Source organism: Methanobrevibacter sp. UBA212 (assembly GCF_905233225.1).
Classification (GTDB): domain Archaea; phylum Methanobacteriota; class Methanobacteria; order Methanobacteriales; family Methanobacteriaceae; genus Methanocatella.
This window is the reverse complement of the sequence record NZ_CAJODJ010000011.1, coordinates 1-15581: the sequence shown is the minus strand read 5'-3', so window position 1 is coordinate 15581 and position 15581 is coordinate 1. Positions and strand designations below refer to the sequence as shown.

The following is a 15581-nucleotide window of genomic DNA, read 5'->3' as shown; positions in this document are numbered from 1 at the left end:
TGAAAAGAATTTGAAAAAAAATATTACATCTTGTCCTGTTCCTTACTAAATGCAATGACAATTTTTTTGATTTCCCTGCTTTCCAAATAAGGAAGTTTTTCGGTGATTTCTTGTTCCAAGTCCTTATTCAGCTGCAATCTCCTTTTGGCATATTCTTCACCTTCAAATTCATTCCGATACTGTTTGTTCAAATTGGAATATTTAGTGATTAAAGGCTGGAGAACGGTTCCGATATCCTCATCCAAACGGTCATTGATGATTTTTCTTTTCCGGATTTCAATGACAAAACCCACAACGGTAATGAAAAATCCCAACATGGTTACAGTCAGTGCCGGAACAAAAATCTGCTGATTGTTTATAAAAACTACGGTAACAACAATACCGACAAAAATTATGATAACTCCAATTTTTCTTAAATCCATGATAAGAGTTTTATAAATCATTGTTATTTAACTTTTTCAGATTGCCGATGATGAAAATCAAAATAATGACAAATGAAACAATGGCCAAAATGGACATTATCAGCACAACAAAACTGTTTGTGAATAAAATCTTATTCGGGTCCAGAACAACAATTATTTCGGCAAACAGATTATTTAAAAAGTGAGCTAATATTGGAACGAAAATATTATCGGTTTTCAGATACAAAATTGCAATGCAGACTCCGAAAATGAATGCCGAAAATATTGATCCGAAGCTATGAAGAGCCGCAAACAGCAAAGATGAAATCAATACCGCAAAAACAACCGGAACTGCCAATTGCAGCCTATTTAAAAAGACTCCCCTGAAAATCAATTCCTCTGAAATCGGAGAAATGAATATTGTTGCAATCAAACTGCCTGTTAAAAAGGAATTGAATAGATTGACTGACGGAACAAAATCTAGAATAAAATTTGACAAATATAGCATCCCATATGAGAAAAATATGTTTAAAATGACCACAGCAAGAACTGTCTTAAGAATATCCGGCGAGAAAGCCTCCAGCATATCATCCTTAACTGAAAAAATTTCAGCTCGTAGTTTAAAAATAAAGTAAAAAATTATAAAAATATAAATCCAAAAAGAATCGATGTGAACAATGTTTAAAACATTAATGAAATATTGAATTACAAATAAAATAATTATTAAAGACAACAACTCTTTTAAAGTAATTTTCTTAAGCTTATCATTAAATAAAGACATTCTATCAAAAATAAAATTTGTTGAGTTAAATAAAAATACTCCAATCTGAAAAGTGATTCGGCATATTTACTAGTCCTTAATAATAGTTTTATTGTATTTATTCAACGTCATTAAGCACAAAAACATCTTCAATTGCATTTTTACCCAAAATTTTTGTAATTTTATATGCCAATATTAATGACGGGTTGTAGCGTGCATTCTCTAAAGCGTTTATTGTTTGACGTGTAACACCAGCTAAATCAGCCAACTCCTGTTGAGTTATGCCTTTTTCCTGACGGAATTTTCGTATTTTTGTTTCCATAGTATCACCTATTATAAATGAATTATAATAGTAATACTTAATCTTTATATGAAAGAATATAAATGTTTGCTAAAATTTAATACTTTGAACAACAAAAATAGTATTGTTATATTAATTATTATGTGAGATGATAAAAAATGGCTATACACCCAATTGAATTTAGGTATGGTACTCCTGAAATGAAAAATATTTGGGAAGAAGAAAATAAGTTACAAAGAATGCTTGACGTGGAAGCTGCATTGGCTTTAGCTGAAGGAAAACTAGGAATAATACCACAGGAAGTTGCAGACGAAATTGCAGCAAAAGCAAATACAAAATACGTAAAATTAGAAAGAATGAAAGAAATCGAAGCTGAAACCAACCACGATATCGCAGCATTATCAAAATCAATTACCGAAGTATGTGAAAACGGTGCGGGAGAATATGTCCACTTTGGAGCTACATCCAACGACATTGTAGACAGTTCCAATTCCCTGCTCATCCGTGACTCCATTGATGTTCTTGAAGAAAAAGTAGAAAGACTGACAAAAATCATGCTTAAACTTGCAAGCGAAAACAAGATGAAAGTATGTATCGGACGTACACACGGACAGCATGCTCTTCCAACCACTTACGGAATGAAGTTTGGTATCTGGGCAGATGAGCTCCACAGACAATATGTCAGATTGCAAAACGCAAAAGCAAACGTCTGTATTGGAATGATGGACGGAGCTGTCGGTACCACTGCAGCATTAGGTGAACAAGGATGGGAAGTTCACAAGACCGTTGCAGAAATCCTAGGCCTGCCTGCAGCAACAATCACAAACCAGGTTGTTCAAAGGGACAATCATGTCGAGTTCATAAGCGTTTTGGCAAACATCGCATCTACATTAGATAAAATCGGACTTGAAATCAGAAGCCTGCAAAGAACTGAATTGATGGAAGTCGGAGAATACTTCGATCCTGAAAAACAAGTCGGAAGCAGTACAATGCCTCATAAAATGAATCCGATTACAGCTGAAAGAATCTGTGGTGTTGCAAGAATCGTTAAGTCCTATGTTAATGCCGCACTCGACAACAACCCTCTCTGGCACGAAAGAGACCTGACCAATTCCTCATGTGAAAGAATCATGTTTCCGGAAAGTTGCATCTTAACCGATTACATCCTAAACCTTACCATCAAGTTAATGAATAACTTGGTATTCTATGATGAAAACATCGAAAGAAACCTGAACTTGACTAACGGTTTAATAATGGCTGAAAGGTTAATGGCTGAGCTGACCCGTGCGGGAATGGGAAAACAAACAGCTTACGGAATTGTAAGGAAAAATGCAATTAAGGCAAACAAAGAAAAATTATTGCTCGGCGAGTTAATCCTCGAAGATGAGGAAGTTCAAAAGTACTTGACACAAGAGGACGTTGACAAGATTATGGACCCACACACCTATACAGGATCCATCCCGACAATCATCGACGAACTTCTTGAAAAATCAGAAAGCTGGTTTTAAATTTAAAAAAAAATAGAATTAATTGGTTTAACCAATTAATTTTTAACTCTTTTTATTTCTGGAACATATCTCTTGAGCATCAGAGATAATGTGATAACTGTAACTGAACTCATTGCCATTGCAAGACCTGCCAAAGCGGGTTCAAATGTGATTCCAAAAGCAGGATATAAGACACCTGCCGCAATCGGAATCAATATTGAGTTATATGCAAATGCCCAGAAAATGTTTTCCTTGATTCTGCGCATAACCTTTTTGGAAAACTGAACTGCAGCAACAACATTTTCCAAATCACCTTCCATCACAACAATGTCTCCGCTTTCCATTGCAATATCTGTACCATTGCCCATAGCAACACCAATATCCGCCTGTGTAAGTGCAGGAGCGTCATTTATTCCGTCTCCAACAAAGAGCACCTTTTTGGTATGGTTTGCCTGAGTGGATTTGACGATGTCCAATTTGTTTTCGGGAAGAACTCCCGCTTCAACGTTGTCGATTCCAACTTCACGGGCAACATTCAGGGCGGTGGATTCATTGTCTCCTGTGAGCATATAGGTTTCAACGCCCATCTTATGCAATTCATCGATTGCCCTTTTTGAATTGGCCTTTATCTTATCGGATAAGCTTAAAATACCTTTAACGGAGTTGTCTTCAGCTATAAATATAATGGTTTTGCTTAAGCTTTCAAGTTCATGATACTTGTCAACGGTTTCATCATCAACATCAATTCCAAAAGACTCAATTAATGCCAGATTTCCTGCAAGAACCTCACTGCCATTCAATTCAGCTTTAAGCCCTTTACCTGTAATGTTTTCAAATCCTGTTGTCTGATTAAGTTCCAGACCCAATTCCTTTGATTTGTTTACGATAGCCTTTGCAATGGGGTGAGTCGAATTTTGCTCGACGCTTGCCGCAAGCCGGATTAATTCATCATCGTCAATGCCGTATGGAATGATGTCATCGACTTCAGGCTTTCCTTCGGTTATTGTACCTGTCTTGTCAAAAGCGGCCACATCAATTTGGCCTGCATTTTCAAGGGTATCCCCATTCTTGATCAGGATTCCATACTCTGCAGCCCTTCCAACACCAACAGTGACGGCAGTCGGAGTTGCAAGACCCAATGCACATGGACAGGCAACAACCAATATTGAAATCAGACATGTCAATGAGAACAGCAGGCTTGCACCCAATACAAAATACCATATTAAAAATACCACGATTGCAATTGTTAGGATGACTGGAATGAAATAGCTGACAATCGTATTAGCAAATTTCTGTACAGGAGGCCTTGAAGATTGCGCCTTTTCAACCAAACGGATAATGTTTGACAAAACGGTTTCCTTTCCAATCTTTTTGGCTTTAATGTGTAGGATCCCATCCTGATTGATTGTTCCGGCGAAAACCTCTTCACCGTCTTTTTTAACTTTAGGAATCGGTTCACCGTTAATCATTGATTCGTCAACATATGATTCGCCGCCGACCACGTCACCATCCACAGGAATCTTTTCACCGGGCTTTACCAAAAGCAAATCATCAATTACAATATCTGCAATGGAGACTTCCTTTTGAGATATGATTTCCCCATTTTCATCAACTTCTATGGCGGTTGCAACGGTAGGCTGAAGACCTATCAATTCCCTTATTGAATCAGAAGTTCGTTTTTTAGCTCTTGCTTCAAGATATCTTCCAATCATTAAAAAGGAAGGAAGCATAACTGCTGAGTCATAAAACATGAAGGTATGGTCCAACACTATTCCAAAGGTTCCGAAAATGCTTGATATGTATGCAACCAGAATACCCATGGAATACATTACATCCATATTCAGGTTCTTATGCATCAAACCGTTGATTCCAGCCTTTAAAATCGGTAGGGAAACATATAAAAATGGAGCAATACTTACAATCAATGAAAGCAATCCCATTGAGGAGATGTTCAGACCGGTTGAATGGTTGATTGAGTGAACGATGCCCATCAGCGGATCCCATCCGCTGAACATTAAAATCATCAAGATTACTGAGAAGAATAACCCCACAATTATCCTATTGCGTTTTTCCTTTAAATCCTGTTGATAAATCTCTTCTTCGTCAATTTCAGTTTGTCCTTCAACGCCTAAAAGCTCAAAACCCAGAGAGGTGATTACCTCATCTATTTCATCCAATGTTACCTTTGAAGAATCATATCGTATTCTTGCAGACTGAGAAGTCAAATCCGCCTTTACATCGAAAATACCATCCAATCTTATCAGGAAATTCTCAACATTCATTGTACATGATGCACAGTGCATTCCCTGAATCCTAATGGTCATTTCATCTGTGTGAAGCTCAAAACCGAGGTTTTTGACCAGCCTTTCCATTTCCTCATAGGAAATCTTCTTGGTATCCACCGTAATGTGGAGCTTATTTGCTGCAAGATCGGCATCAACCTCTTCTACACCTTCAATTTTTCCAAAAGTCTTGTTAACGCTTAAAACACAGGAAGCACAGTGCATTCCTTCTATAGGCAAGTCCATATGCTTATGCTTTACCATGCTATCACAACCATCTTGATTATAAGACTATTTTTATTTTTGATATTTAATAAATTTTAGGTTAAACTAAATTCATTGGGAGTTACATGTAATTAATTTCAATTTCCTTGTGAGGAATTGTTCGCCTGAATCTCTTTTTAGGATATCCAATTATGAAAGCTGAATACATATGCTTGTTTTTATCGATTTCAGGGAAAAATTCCATCAGCTTTTCATGATCAATCTCATCTGCCTTCAGAATAAACAGCGAGTAGAATCCTCCAAGCCCTAATGAGTATGCCAACAATTCCATGCGAGTATTGGCTATTACTGCACTTGTCTTGTCGGTTGAAAAGGTTAAAATCAACTGATGGCCAGACCACAGCAGAGGATGATATTCTTTGGTTGAATTATCCCTCAGATAATCTCCAAATTCCTTGATTCTAAAAAATTGGTCCTCTTCGACCTTGATTATATCATAGACATGCTTCATGAAGTCATTTAATTTTTTATCCAAAACGACAAATTCAACATCCTGCTGGTTTTGTGCGGAAGGTGAATAATACGCCCCTTCAATCAGCTTATTGAAAGTATCCTTATCTATTTTTTTCTTTTTAAACCAGCGCATAGACCTTCTTTGCTTTAGAAAAGTCAATAAATCACCATAATCAACTGGAATCTCATTGGGATTATATTCAGCAATCCTGTTTTCACGGCCCTTGAATATCTTAAGGGTTATCGCCTTTGTAGGGCATATCGCCATGCAGTGTCCGCATTCAAAGCAGTTGCTGCCGGTTTCATAAGCCACTTCATCAATTTCAATATTGTCCCTAATACATACAGATTTGCATTGCCCGCATCCAATGCATTCCTCAACATCAACCATTAATTTCATTTTACCACAAATCCATCCTGAATAACTTTTAGAATGTTGTCATTATTGCTTAAAACACCTACGTCATCCAGTGGATTTGAATTGACCAAAATCAAATCAGCAGCATAGTTTTCCTTAACCAAACCCAAATTGTCAAAGCCTAAAAATTCAGCAGCATTGACTGTTCCTGCTGCAATTGCCTCATCGGCAGACATTCCGATGTCTGTTAAATGAGTCAACTCTTCCAGGTTGTGTCCATGAGGAATCACTCCACTGTCTGTACCCATCAGAATGTTGACGCCCTCCTCATAAGCAACGGATACGTTTTCCTTGTGAACCTTGACTATTTCCTTTAGCTTGGCTGTCTTTTCGGCGGCATAGCTGTCCCATGCCGGAAAGCCATTTTTGGCTAAAAACTGATGAACCAATAATGTCGCAACAAGACTGACATTCTTTTCTGCCATCTTTTGAGAGGTTTTCCTGTCAATGAATGTTCCATGTTCAATTGATGAAAAACCTGCATCAATACAATTATTCATACCTTTTAAACTATGACAATGGGCTGATACTTTCATGTTTGTTGCTTTGGCTTCATTAACGATTGTTTTCAGTTCCTTTTTATTGAATTGAGCGAATTCCGGTGAAGTGTTTGTTGTCAATACTCCGCCACTTGCCATAACCTTAATGAAATCCGCACCTGCTCTTCTGACTTCACGAGTCTTTTTCAGGACTTCCTCTACACCATCACATCTTCCCTTTGGAAAGCCTGGATAAATAATCTCCATATCCCAACCGGAAGGCAATAACAAGTCAAAATGACCTCCAGTCATTACCAAAGGAGTTATTGAGAGATGAATCTTTGGAGCGGTGAACAGTTTCCTTTGCTGTGCCAATTTAAAACTTAAATCGGCAGAACCGCAATCCCTAATTGTAGTAACGCCCGCATTGACTGTCTGCAATGCGTGAGGCACTGCATTGTAGAAATGAAGACCCAATGGATTTGCCATGTTTTCCTCTTTGTGAAAACCCTTTGCAAAGATATGGGTGTGGCAGTCAATAAACCCTGAAAGCAGATAATTGTCCTCACCATCAATGACATTATCCGCTTTGATTTTGCCGGATGTAATCTCTTTAATTACTCCATCTTCAATCAAAACGTTTTGATGGGTTGAAATTTCTTCAAACGGGTTTACAACGTTTACATTCTCAATTAGAGTTTGCATATTATCACATCATAATATTTCTATTGTTCCGTTATCCCCATCAACCTCAACAAGTGTTCCATTAGTCAAATCCTTGACCTCTTCAGGTGAGTCGACCATTGGAATGTCTGACATGATGGCTCCGGTAGCTATAATAGGCTCTGCATTCAAGCAGATGATTGCCTTTGGAGCGGTGCTGTTTTTCATCATTTGAAAAATCACATAAGATCCGACAGTGGAACCTTTTCCGCCAGGAATAAACAGAACTTTATCTTTAATGATTTCACCTTTTAATTCATGATTCGGATCGATTATTTCACCATTTTCAGGATTCACACCACCTAAAAAACTAATAGGTTCTGATGAAACAATCAATTCCCCTTTACCTTTTCCTTTTGCAATATTTCTACATTTAATCATAAGAATCACTATAATAATTTATCTTGAACTTCTTCTCCACGATTTAACGCATTTGTTGATATGATTGTATCAATCAATGCCCAAATCCATATTATGAAACATAATAAAAATCCGATAAGAATTAAAATTAAAATTGCCGATATTACATAGGCTATCAAAAATATGGCACCCTTATGGTCAAGGCCCAAATAAATCTGACCAAGTCCGGGCAGGAATACGCTTAAAATAATAGCCAAAAGAATATTTTTTTGGCCTGAAGATGACCTGACCGCTTGTGTGCTAGACCCCATCACGTTTCCATTTAAATCCTGTCCGCATTCCGGACAGAACTTATAATCTCCAACAATCCTGTAGCCACAATTAGAACAGAATCTAACCTTATCCGATGATTGGACAGGTAGTGAAAGTGAATTGTCCTGCTTAACTTCAGCATCATCCTCAACCGGAACAACATCCTCTACCCCAATTGATTCGGCAGAATCATCAGATTCTATGACTTCCTCAGCTTTAACCTCTTCTACATTACTTTCATCATTATTCGGAATATCTGCTCCACATTCTGGGCAGAATCTATAATCACCATCAATTTCATGGCCACAATTAGAACAAAACCTGGTTTTGCCCTGTGGCTGTGAATTCGGTTTGACATCCTTTATATATGCTCCGCAATTCTTACAGAACTTTGATTCAGGGACATCATTTCCGCAATCTGGACAAATTACCATTTACACCACATCAACTTTCATGATTTCTCTTAAAACAGCAGTAGCATATGAGCCCTTATTTATTGAAAATTCGCATAAGACTCCGTCATCGGTCGCTTTGGCGGATGCATCCCAAACCTGGAATCTCATGGAACGCCTTAGACCATGACTGCCTAAACGTGGCATTTTTGGAACTTCAAAATCCTCTTTAGTAAGGCCATATCCTTTTAAAACATTCTCTTCCATCTCTCCAACAGCGCCGCCGGCATATGGAACCTTGGTACCATACAAAGGACAGGTAGGATTTGCATCAAAATTGTCCATCAATTCCTGATACTCTTCGGGAGTCTTGTCATAGACTATGTGCTCTTCTGTGTCAATGATTATGTCCCCTTCAATGTATTTATCAATTCCCATAGCTACACGGTTGCTTACGGCTTCATTAAATAAGTATGATTGATACGCATGAACAAACATTCTCTGAAGTGGCTTTGGAAGCGCATACAAGGCATTTTTATATGATTTGTCTGTCAATTCTCCTTTTTTGGAATCCTTAATCAGCTCACGAATCATCATCTTTTCATACCTCATTCCCTTGCCCATCAGTTCCAGGGATTTCTCAAGGTTGCCGTCGTCATAGGCTTGTCTTGCCATCTGATTTTCCTGATGCTCCTCTTCGGACGGACCACCTATATATCTGTCGACAGCCTTTTTGAGGTCGTTTTCAATAAGTGCCTCACCGACAAGATGGGTGTTTGTTCTAGGCTTTCCGAATCTCTGCCATCCGAAGTAATTGGGAACCCCCTTGGCTTCAAGCTCTTTAAGGACCTCATTTGCAATGTCGGCAGATTCCTGGAAATCATCCAAATCCTTGATTAATATTCTGAACTTGTTTCCCTTAAGCTGACCCATCCTGAGCTTCTTTCGACCTCTGACAACTTTTAAAAAATCAGTTTTGTAAATGTCCAAGTCCTTTACCTGCTGCATCTGCTCTTCGGAATCCATATTGGCAATGCAGATCCATTGGCGGGTCAAGGCCTTCTTGTCTTTCATTCCGGCAAATCCCATTCTCTTTCTTGAGATATGCAAATCCCTTGAGATATCCAAAACAACATCCAAAGTGGTCCTTCCAAGCTTTTCAATCCAGATGTAAACATTGGGACCTTCGCCGGACGGGACGACTTCCGGAATTTCTTCAACATAAAAATCTTCATATCGGTTTCTGATAGTTCCCCCAATTCCTTTTTGGGAAGTAACATACGTATTAGCATTTAACATAATATCACGGAAATTATAAGTGCCCTGGCCGGGATTTGAACCCGGGGAATGGGATCCGCAGTCCCATGTGTTATCCAAACTACACCACCAGGGCTGGACAAAATAAGATAACAATTAATTATATAATTTTTATACTATTTAATTATTGCCATACTGACAACGTATATGAATACTCGCCATATGTCCTTGCTGCCACATTGACATTGCCTGCCTTGCTATAATCTCCTTTAGACGCTAAAACTTTGCCTTTCAAAATATTGTTTTCCCTAAACTGATAATTTTTAATCTTATACGAATCCAGCTTGCTTTTGGAAATTTCTGAAACTTCACTTATTGATTTCTTTGAATTTTTGCCTTCCTCCAAAATATTTGAAATTTTGCCGAGAAAGGTCTGGTCACTGAAATCGATTTTACCGCTCAACAGTTCCATTACATCCTGTGCAGTTCGAATATCCTTGCTTTTATAGGAATAATCGGCTGTCGGTATTGATATTGCCGCATTAACAACCAAAAATACAATTAAAAGCAGAAATATTGCAAGAATTGCATCCATTATATAAAAAGATCCCTTGTTATCCAACATACCCTATAATTGGATTTTGAAACTTATAAAAAATTTTGAAGTGTGCAAGTGTGCTTTTGTGAAAAATCACATGAATGAAAAAAATAGAAAAAAGGAGATTTAGTTTCCCCTTACATATTCGATTACCTTATCCTTTTTAGCTATTGCGGCATCTGAAGCCTTTTGAACCTTTTCCTTCATCTCTTCAAAGTCTTCAGGGGTTGTATCCCCAACCAGTTTTTTGATTTTGGTATAAGCCGCTTCCCTGAACAATGGGACAAGCTTTTCATTTGAACCGTCTTCCTTGATTAGAATAGGCTCGCCGGAATTGTTGACCTCACCGATTTCTGATATTGCAACATCATATTTACCGACTGCCTTTTTGATGTCACCGGCAATTTCCGGAGGTACAATGAGCATCAATGAATCTGTTGAAACGCCTAACGGGTCAATGTTTAATGTCTCAAGCATGTTTAAAACATTAGGGGCCACCATGTCCCTGATTTCCTTTTCATAAAATTCCAGACCTACACCGGTGGTGTTTGAGATTTCGTGGGCATCTCCCCTAAGGCCACCGTTTGTCACGTCGGTCATCGCATGGACATCCTTCACGAGGTCTGATTCGAAAAGCGCATGTGAAGCCTGAACGAAGTTCACGTTCATTGTATCCCATACCACATCGAAAAAGCCGTTGTAAAGTGCAGTTGTTGTTATTGTTCCCCCTCCTGAACCTTCAGTCAAAAGGATTACATCACCTTCGGTTGCGCCCTTTCTTGCTGTTGGAGGGTATGGTGAAACGCCGACGCTTCCAACTGCCGAAACGAACCTGTCGCCCAAAACCATGTCTCCGCCGACACGTAGTGTTGAGCCTGCAACAATTGGAACATCAACAAGCTCTGAAACAGCTGCAACACCTGCAGTGAAGTCAAAAATCTTTGCAACATCACCATCATCCGCAAGGTGGACATCGCTCAGGATAGCTACCGGATCTGCTCCCATTACACAGACATCCCTTAAGGTAGCTCTTGTAACATGAAAACCGCCTAAAAATGGATATTCACTTAATCTTGAGTGGATTCCATCAACTGCTGTTGTAATATACACTTCATCGTTTGCAACAGGTGCCTTAACAACTCCTCCATCATCCTGTTCGGACGGATTTACAAGTGAAGCTGTGTCTGTGGATGCCACGATTTCTGCGATTTTTCTGTGAACAAAAAAGTCTCCCGCTCCACGGGAACCTACTCCCATCTCGCCCATCAGCACGTCTGATGCATTGATGTCAACGATTTCCTTTAAAAATTCATCATCGCTTTCATTTAACTTCAAGGTGGTTGAAACCTCATCAATCACCGCTTTTGCCATTTCAACTGAATTTTCCTGTGAAATGTTTTTATATTCCCTTATGCGTACCGCTAAAATATCCGCCAATTCATCATATGAGTAATCATCAATTCTAGCTCTTACAAATCCTTCAATATCCATAGTTTATATCTCCAAGTTAGTGAAATTTTTTAAGATTTTCAATCCCGCTTTGCTGCTTTTTTCCGGATGAAACTGTGTTGAGAACAGATTGTTCTCGCTTAAGCTTGCCACAACACTGTTTCCATAATCACAAGTTCCCGCAATGATTTCATCTTCATCGGGAATTACATGATAAGAATGAACAAAATAAAAATACTTTCCATCAATGCCTTCAAGTATTGGAGAGTCATTTGTGACCTTTAACTTATTCCAACCCATGTGAGGTATTTTAACGCCTTCAGGCAATTTTTCAACATGTCCTTTAAACAAATTCAAACCTTCAACGCCCGGAGACTCCTCACTTGAACCCATCAGTACCTGCTGGCCAAGACAGATTCCTAAAAATGGCTTGTCTGCATCAACGTGCTCATAAATAACATCCTTAAAGGGTTCTAAATTCTCCATTGCACTTCCAAATGCCCCAACGCCCGGCAATACCAGATAGTCACTGTCAGCAATAACCTCCTTATCATCAGTTATTTGATATTCGGCTCCGATTTTCCTAAATCCGTTGGAAATGCTTTTCAGGTTTCCGCTTTTATAATCAATAATTGTTATCATTCGTCCAACCACCCAATAGCTGACCTAATCATTCCTCCAAAGTCCGAAAATACTATTTCATCAGTTCCTAAAGTTTTTGAGTGCGCATCAAGCTCTGCAACAACATGAGTGTATCCCAACTCCCTTAAAGGCTGGACCAGCCTAGGTCCATCGGTTACTGCAACGGACTCAATGTCAAAGTTCTCGATTGGAAATGCATGAGGAACTCCAAATACGACTATCAAATCCAAGTCCTTATCCTTTAAAAATTCCGCTGCATTGTCTGCAGTGATTGGATACTCATCAAGACCTCCTGTGATGAAGTCAGGTTCTATGTCAAGCTGACTTTTGATGTTTACGGCATGCTGTCTGATTCTTGGAAGGCCAATGTTTTCATCAAGATTTGCTACAAAGATTGGCCTGTTGTCGGGATTAATCTTTTCATAATCAAAATTGACGATGTCGGCAAAAAGATATGATGTTTCCTTTTTGACATTTAAAACAAAAGCAACCTTTTTTCCATCCTTCAGGGCTTTGACTACATTCTTTGCAACGGATTCCTTTGAATCGCCAAAGTTAGGTTTAATGTATTTTCCCTGCGCCATTCCACGGGTCTTTTCAACTTCAGTTGCCTTCTCAAGCATTTCAATCTGCCTGTCTGACTCTTCACGTGGAATCACACCCGCTTCAACGGCAGCATCCAATGCCATGATTGCTCCGACAGTGTTGTCACCTTCACCTGACCCTCCATGGGATTCAACAGGAATGACTGTGCAAGGCAAGTCTGCAGTTGCAATGGCTTCCTTTAAATCCTCACCAATAATCATGCTTGCGCAGGTTCCGGCAATGCCCATCAGTTTTGGCTTGAATGCATCATAGGCTTCGGTCAGTGTATCAACCAATTTTTCGCCGGCGCCTAAAATAAAATCATTCTCAGACATTCCGGTGGTTACGACACGTACGCCGTCACCTTCTAAAAGCCTTGCTGTTCTAAAGCAACAGCCGGTAGGCCCATGCATGACAATAACATCAACGTTCATATCTCTCAATGTGTAAAGAGTTGCTGCAATCGGACTTGGTCTTGGATGTATAATTTTTATCAACTCACAATTTTTTTAACAAATAATTATATTAAATTCTTAATTAATATAATTAATTAACAAATTCGCGGAGATTGCATTATGAAACTTGACAAGGAAATATTGGAAGAAAAAATCAGAGAATACAGAACATTTTTAAGCTGTTCGGAATCAACATTGATGGGACTTTGTGAAACTGCAGAATATCCGATTTCACAGGAGGACATGCGCAAATTGGCTTGCGGTTTTGCAGGCGGAATGGGCGGAACATTCGATGAAGGAACATGCGGTGCAGTGACCGGAGCACTGATGGCAAACGGTTTGCTCAATGATGACATACCAACAATCAAAGCAAACGCCAAGGAAATATTCAACACCTTCAAAGAGGAATACGGAACCGTCAGATGCGATAAGATAACCAATCACGGTGAAGACAAGTCCCCTTGTGTTGATTGCTGCGTTTTTATTGCCAACAAAGTGGCCGATTTGGCTGATAACAAATAGATGCCCATGATTTACAAAAGTGAATTCGACAAGGAAAGAAAGGAATGCAATGAACCGACCCACATTGAAGAGGGCATCAGTGATCCAACACTCATTGAGATTGACGAATTATATGGGGCGGCAGACGTCTTAAGCATGAAACATGCCGACAGACATCATGAAAAAATTCGAAACATATCACTTATTGCACCACTGATTGTATTTTTCTTTCTTCTTTATGAAGCTGCAGCACAGCATTGGCTCATTTTCGTGGTTACAGCGTTAATCATATTGCTATATTTCGTTTATAGACAACCCAACAAAGAAAATGCTCACGAAAAATATTTAGAATACAGAGTTCTTGCCGAAGCACTTCGTATCCAATATTTCATTTCAAAAGCAGGAATTAAAAAGAAAGTTATTGAAATCCTGCCATGGTTTACTGAAATACGAATTCCTTTAGTTAAAAATGTTCTCTCAGAGTTATCTTCAACAGAAACAGATAAAAAGGAACCGATTTTGGACTGCTGGATTAGAGACCAAATGAAATACCATGACAATGCCCATAAAAGAGCATTGAAACAGCTTGAAAAAAATGAACTTTATGAAAAAATTTCACTAATCGCAACCATTATTTTCTATATCATAGCATTGATTTTTGAAATTACCATGATACTTTATGCTCCTTTTGAAGTGGAAACTGCACATTGGGTTCGTGCAGGCTTAAAGATTGGAGTTGGAACCGCAACTGCAATTACCATATTCCTTTCAAACTACTATGGAAAGATGTCCCTATCCAGCAAAGTGGATGAGCATCTGAGAATGTACTGGCTTTATCAAAAGGTGGAAGCTAAAATTAGACAGACAAAAGAGGAAGATGAAGATGAGATAATCTATCTTGCAGAACAATGCCTGATTGAAAATGCAAGCTGGTATTCCCATCAAAAGAAAAACACCCCCGATTTTGCCGTGGAATGAATTCACTGAAAAATCGGTATTTCAACCATCCATCTCCTTTAAGTAGGAAAATTTTCACTAAAAAGTTAAATCTTTCCCATTTTATCTAAATGATGCAAGAATACCACGACCTCTTCAAGGTCGTGGATGAATTGCAAGTTGGGTTATGCCTTTGTGAATTGTTATTTATTGGGTTTCATTTGCCATGATAATTGATTTTAATATTTTTTTGTATGGGTATTTGTAATTCAGTGTACTTTCAGTTTTTTTGGGAGCATTTATTTTTGTATTTTTTTTGATATGTATCACTTTTACAATGGAAAATTTGTAGTTTCATTTGTATTTCACGGGCGTTTATTTAATGTTTCTTGTTGTTTTTTAAACATTTTAGTTGATTTTTGTGGGCGATATTACTTTTCAAATGCTCTCTGGGTATCTTTATATATTAATGGAGCATAAATTGTACTATTATGTGAAGATGGGT

General features: G+C 38.5%; 16 protein-coding genes and 1 tRNA gene. 3 read left to right on the top strand and 14 right to left on the bottom strand.

Annotated elements, in window-relative coordinates; genetic code table 11:
* Nucleotides 1-23 precede the first annotated feature (23 nt).
* The 3 genes from QZ138_RS03650 to QZ138_RS03640 all read right to left on the bottom strand — a co-directional run bounded on the left by QZ138_RS03650 (nucleotide 24) and on the right by QZ138_RS03640 (nucleotide 1483).
* Nucleotides 24-422, bottom strand: coding sequence for a hypothetical protein (locus QZ138_RS03650; RefSeq protein ID WP_292886337.1), 399 nt, complete (start codon nucleotides 420-422; stop codon nucleotides 24-26).
* 10 nt (nucleotides 423-432) lie between these two features.
* Nucleotides 433-987: a CPBP family intramembrane glutamic endopeptidase gene (locus QZ138_RS03645; protein WP_292886334.1), complete on the bottom strand. Its 555-nt coding sequence runs from the start codon at nucleotides 985-987 to the stop codon at nucleotides 433-435.
* 292 nt (nucleotides 988-1279) lie between these two features.
* Nucleotides 1280-1483: a helix-turn-helix transcriptional regulator gene (locus QZ138_RS03640; protein ID WP_292602309.1), complete on the bottom strand. Its 204-nt coding sequence runs from the start codon at nucleotides 1481-1483 to the stop codon at nucleotides 1280-1282.
* A gap of 137 nt (nucleotides 1484-1620) precedes the next feature.
* Between QZ138_RS03640 and purB the strand changes: the two genes are divergently transcribed.
* Nucleotides 1621-2970 (top strand): adenylosuccinate lyase, encoded by a 1350-nt coding sequence (gene purB, locus QZ138_RS03635; protein WP_292602312.1) that lies wholly within the window; start codon nucleotides 1621-1623, stop codon nucleotides 2968-2970.
* A gap of 35 nt (nucleotides 2971-3005) precedes the next feature.
* Here purB and QZ138_RS03630 read toward each other — a convergent pair whose 3' ends face one another.
* The 11 genes from QZ138_RS03630 to cfbD all read right to left on the bottom strand — a co-directional run bounded on the left by QZ138_RS03630 (nucleotide 3006) and on the right by cfbD (nucleotide 13669).
* Nucleotides 3006-5495 (bottom strand): heavy metal translocating P-type ATPase, encoded by a 2490-nt coding sequence (locus tag QZ138_RS03630; protein WP_292886331.1) that lies wholly within the window; start codon nucleotides 5493-5495, stop codon nucleotides 3006-3008.
* 82 nt (nucleotides 5496-5577) lie between these two features.
* A complete protein-coding gene (locus tag QZ138_RS03625; RefSeq protein ID WP_292886328.1) occupies nucleotides 5578-6369 on the bottom strand; it encodes a nitroreductase family protein in 792 nt (263 codons plus the stop codon).
* Complete coding sequence (locus QZ138_RS03620) at nucleotides 6366-7571, bottom strand: amidohydrolase family protein (RefSeq protein ID WP_292886325.1); 1206 nt, start codon at nucleotides 7569-7571, stop codon at nucleotides 6366-6368. The genes QZ138_RS03625 and QZ138_RS03620 overlap by 4 nt, the downstream gene beginning before the upstream one ends.
* A gap of 9 nt (nucleotides 7572-7580) precedes the next feature.
* Entirely contained in the window at nucleotides 7581-7970 is a 390-nt protein-coding gene (locus QZ138_RS03615; protein WP_292602330.1) for a DUF126 domain-containing protein, read from the bottom strand.
* Nucleotides 7971-7978: 8 nt separating this feature from the next.
* Nucleotides 7979-8695 carry a zinc-ribbon domain-containing protein gene (locus QZ138_RS03610; protein ID WP_292886322.1) on the bottom strand — a complete coding sequence of 239 codons (717 nt, stop codon included), beginning with the start codon at nucleotides 8693-8695 and terminating at the stop codon, nucleotides 7979-7981.
* Nucleotides 8696-9952: a tRNA pseudouridine(13) synthase TruD gene (gene truD, locus QZ138_RS03605; RefSeq protein WP_292886319.1), complete on the bottom strand. Its 1257-nt coding sequence runs from the start codon at nucleotides 9950-9952 to the stop codon at nucleotides 8696-8698. It lies immediately after the preceding gene.
* A gap of 20 nt (nucleotides 9953-9972) precedes the next feature.
* A tRNA-Arg gene (locus QZ138_RS03600) sits at nucleotides 9973-10046 on the bottom strand.
* 48 nt (nucleotides 10047-10094) lie between these two features.
* Nucleotides 10095-10535, bottom strand: a complete 441-nt coding sequence (locus tag QZ138_RS03595; RefSeq protein WP_292886317.1) for a hypothetical protein — start codon at nucleotides 10533-10535, stop codon at nucleotides 10095-10097.
* Nucleotides 10536-10634: 99 nt separating this feature from the next.
* Complete coding sequence (locus QZ138_RS03590; protein WP_292602342.1) at nucleotides 10635-11999, bottom strand: AIR synthase-related protein; 1365 nt, start codon at nucleotides 11997-11999, stop codon at nucleotides 10635-10637.
* Between the two features lie 3 nt (nucleotides 12000-12002).
* On the bottom strand, nucleotides 12003-12599 hold the full coding sequence (gene hisH / locus QZ138_RS03585; RefSeq protein ID WP_292886314.1) for an imidazole glycerol phosphate synthase subunit HisH: 597 nt from the start codon (nucleotides 12597-12599) through the stop codon (nucleotides 12003-12005).
* Complete coding sequence (gene cfbD, locus QZ138_RS03580) at nucleotides 12596-13669, bottom strand: Ni-sirohydrochlorin a,c-diamide reductive cyclase catalytic subunit (RefSeq protein WP_292886638.1); 1074 nt, start codon at nucleotides 13667-13669, stop codon at nucleotides 12596-12598. Before cfbD ends, hisH begins: the two co-directional genes overlap by 4 nt.
* Nucleotides 13670-13759: 90 nt before the next feature.
* On the opposite strand from cfbD, the gene QZ138_RS03575 reads away from it, so the two are divergent.
* Entirely contained in the window at nucleotides 13760-14161 is a 402-nt protein-coding gene (locus tag QZ138_RS03575) for a C-GCAxxG-C-C family protein (RefSeq protein WP_292602350.1), read from the top strand.
* 6 nt (nucleotides 14162-14167) lie between these two features.
* Nucleotides 14168-15118 (top strand): hypothetical protein, encoded by a 951-nt coding sequence (locus QZ138_RS03570; RefSeq protein ID WP_292886311.1) that lies wholly within the window; start codon nucleotides 14168-14170, stop codon nucleotides 15116-15118.
* Nucleotides 15119-15581 lie beyond the last annotated feature (463 nt).

What these genes read in the sequence shown, in the direction of transcription:
- QZ138_RS03650 (WP_292886337.1), bottom strand. Translation starts at nt 422, where the DNA reads ATGGATTTAAGAAAAATTGGAGTTATCATAATTTTTGTCGGTATTGTT.
- QZ138_RS03645 (WP_292886334.1), bottom strand. Translation starts at nt 987, where the DNA reads ATGCTGGAGGCTTTCTCGCCGGATATTCTTAAGACAGTTCTTGCTGTG.
- QZ138_RS03640 (WP_292602309.1), bottom strand. Translation starts at nt 1,483, where the DNA reads ATGGAAACAAAAATACGAAAATTCCGTCAGGAAAAAGGCATAACTCAA.
- purB (WP_292602312.1), top strand. Translation starts at nt 1,621, where the DNA reads ATGGCTATACACCCAATTGAATTTAGGTATGGTACTCCTGAAATGAAA.
- QZ138_RS03630 (WP_292886331.1), bottom strand. Translation starts at nt 5,495, where the DNA reads ATGGTAAAGCATAAGCATATGGACTTGCCTATAGAAGGAATGCACTGT.
- QZ138_RS03625 (WP_292886328.1), bottom strand. Translation starts at nt 6,369, where the DNA reads ATGAAATTAATGGTTGATGTTGAGGAATGCATTGGATGCGGGCAATGC.
- QZ138_RS03620 (WP_292886325.1), bottom strand. Translation starts at nt 7,571, where the DNA reads ATGCAAACTCTAATTGAGAATGTAAACGTTGTAAACCCGTTTGAAGAA.
- QZ138_RS03615 (WP_292602330.1), bottom strand. Translation starts at nt 7,970, where the DNA reads ATGATTAAATGTAGAAATATTGCAAAAGGAAAAGGTAAAGGGGAATTG.
- QZ138_RS03610 (WP_292886322.1), bottom strand. Translation starts at nt 8,695, where the DNA reads ATGGTAATTTGTCCAGATTGCGGAAATGATGTCCCTGAATCAAAGTTC.
- truD (WP_292886319.1), bottom strand. Translation starts at nt 9,952, where the DNA reads ATGTTAAATGCTAATACGTATGTTACTTCCCAAAAAGGAATTGGGGGA.
- QZ138_RS03595 (WP_292886317.1), bottom strand. Translation starts at nt 10,535, where the DNA reads ATGTTGGATAACAAGGGATCTTTTTATATAATGGATGCAATTCTTGCA.
- QZ138_RS03590 (WP_292602342.1), bottom strand. Translation starts at nt 11,999, where the DNA reads ATGGATATTGAAGGATTTGTAAGAGCTAGAATTGATGATTACTCATAT.
- hisH (WP_292886314.1), bottom strand. Translation starts at nt 12,599, where the DNA reads ATGATAACAATTATTGATTATAAAAGCGGAAACCTGAAAAGCATTTCC.
- QZ138_RS03575 (WP_292602350.1), top strand. Translation starts at nt 13,760, where the DNA reads ATGAAACTTGACAAGGAAATATTGGAAGAAAAAATCAGAGAATACAGA.
- QZ138_RS03570 (WP_292886311.1), top strand. Translation starts at nt 14,168, where the DNA reads ATGATTTACAAAAGTGAATTCGACAAGGAAAGAAAGGAATGCAATGAA.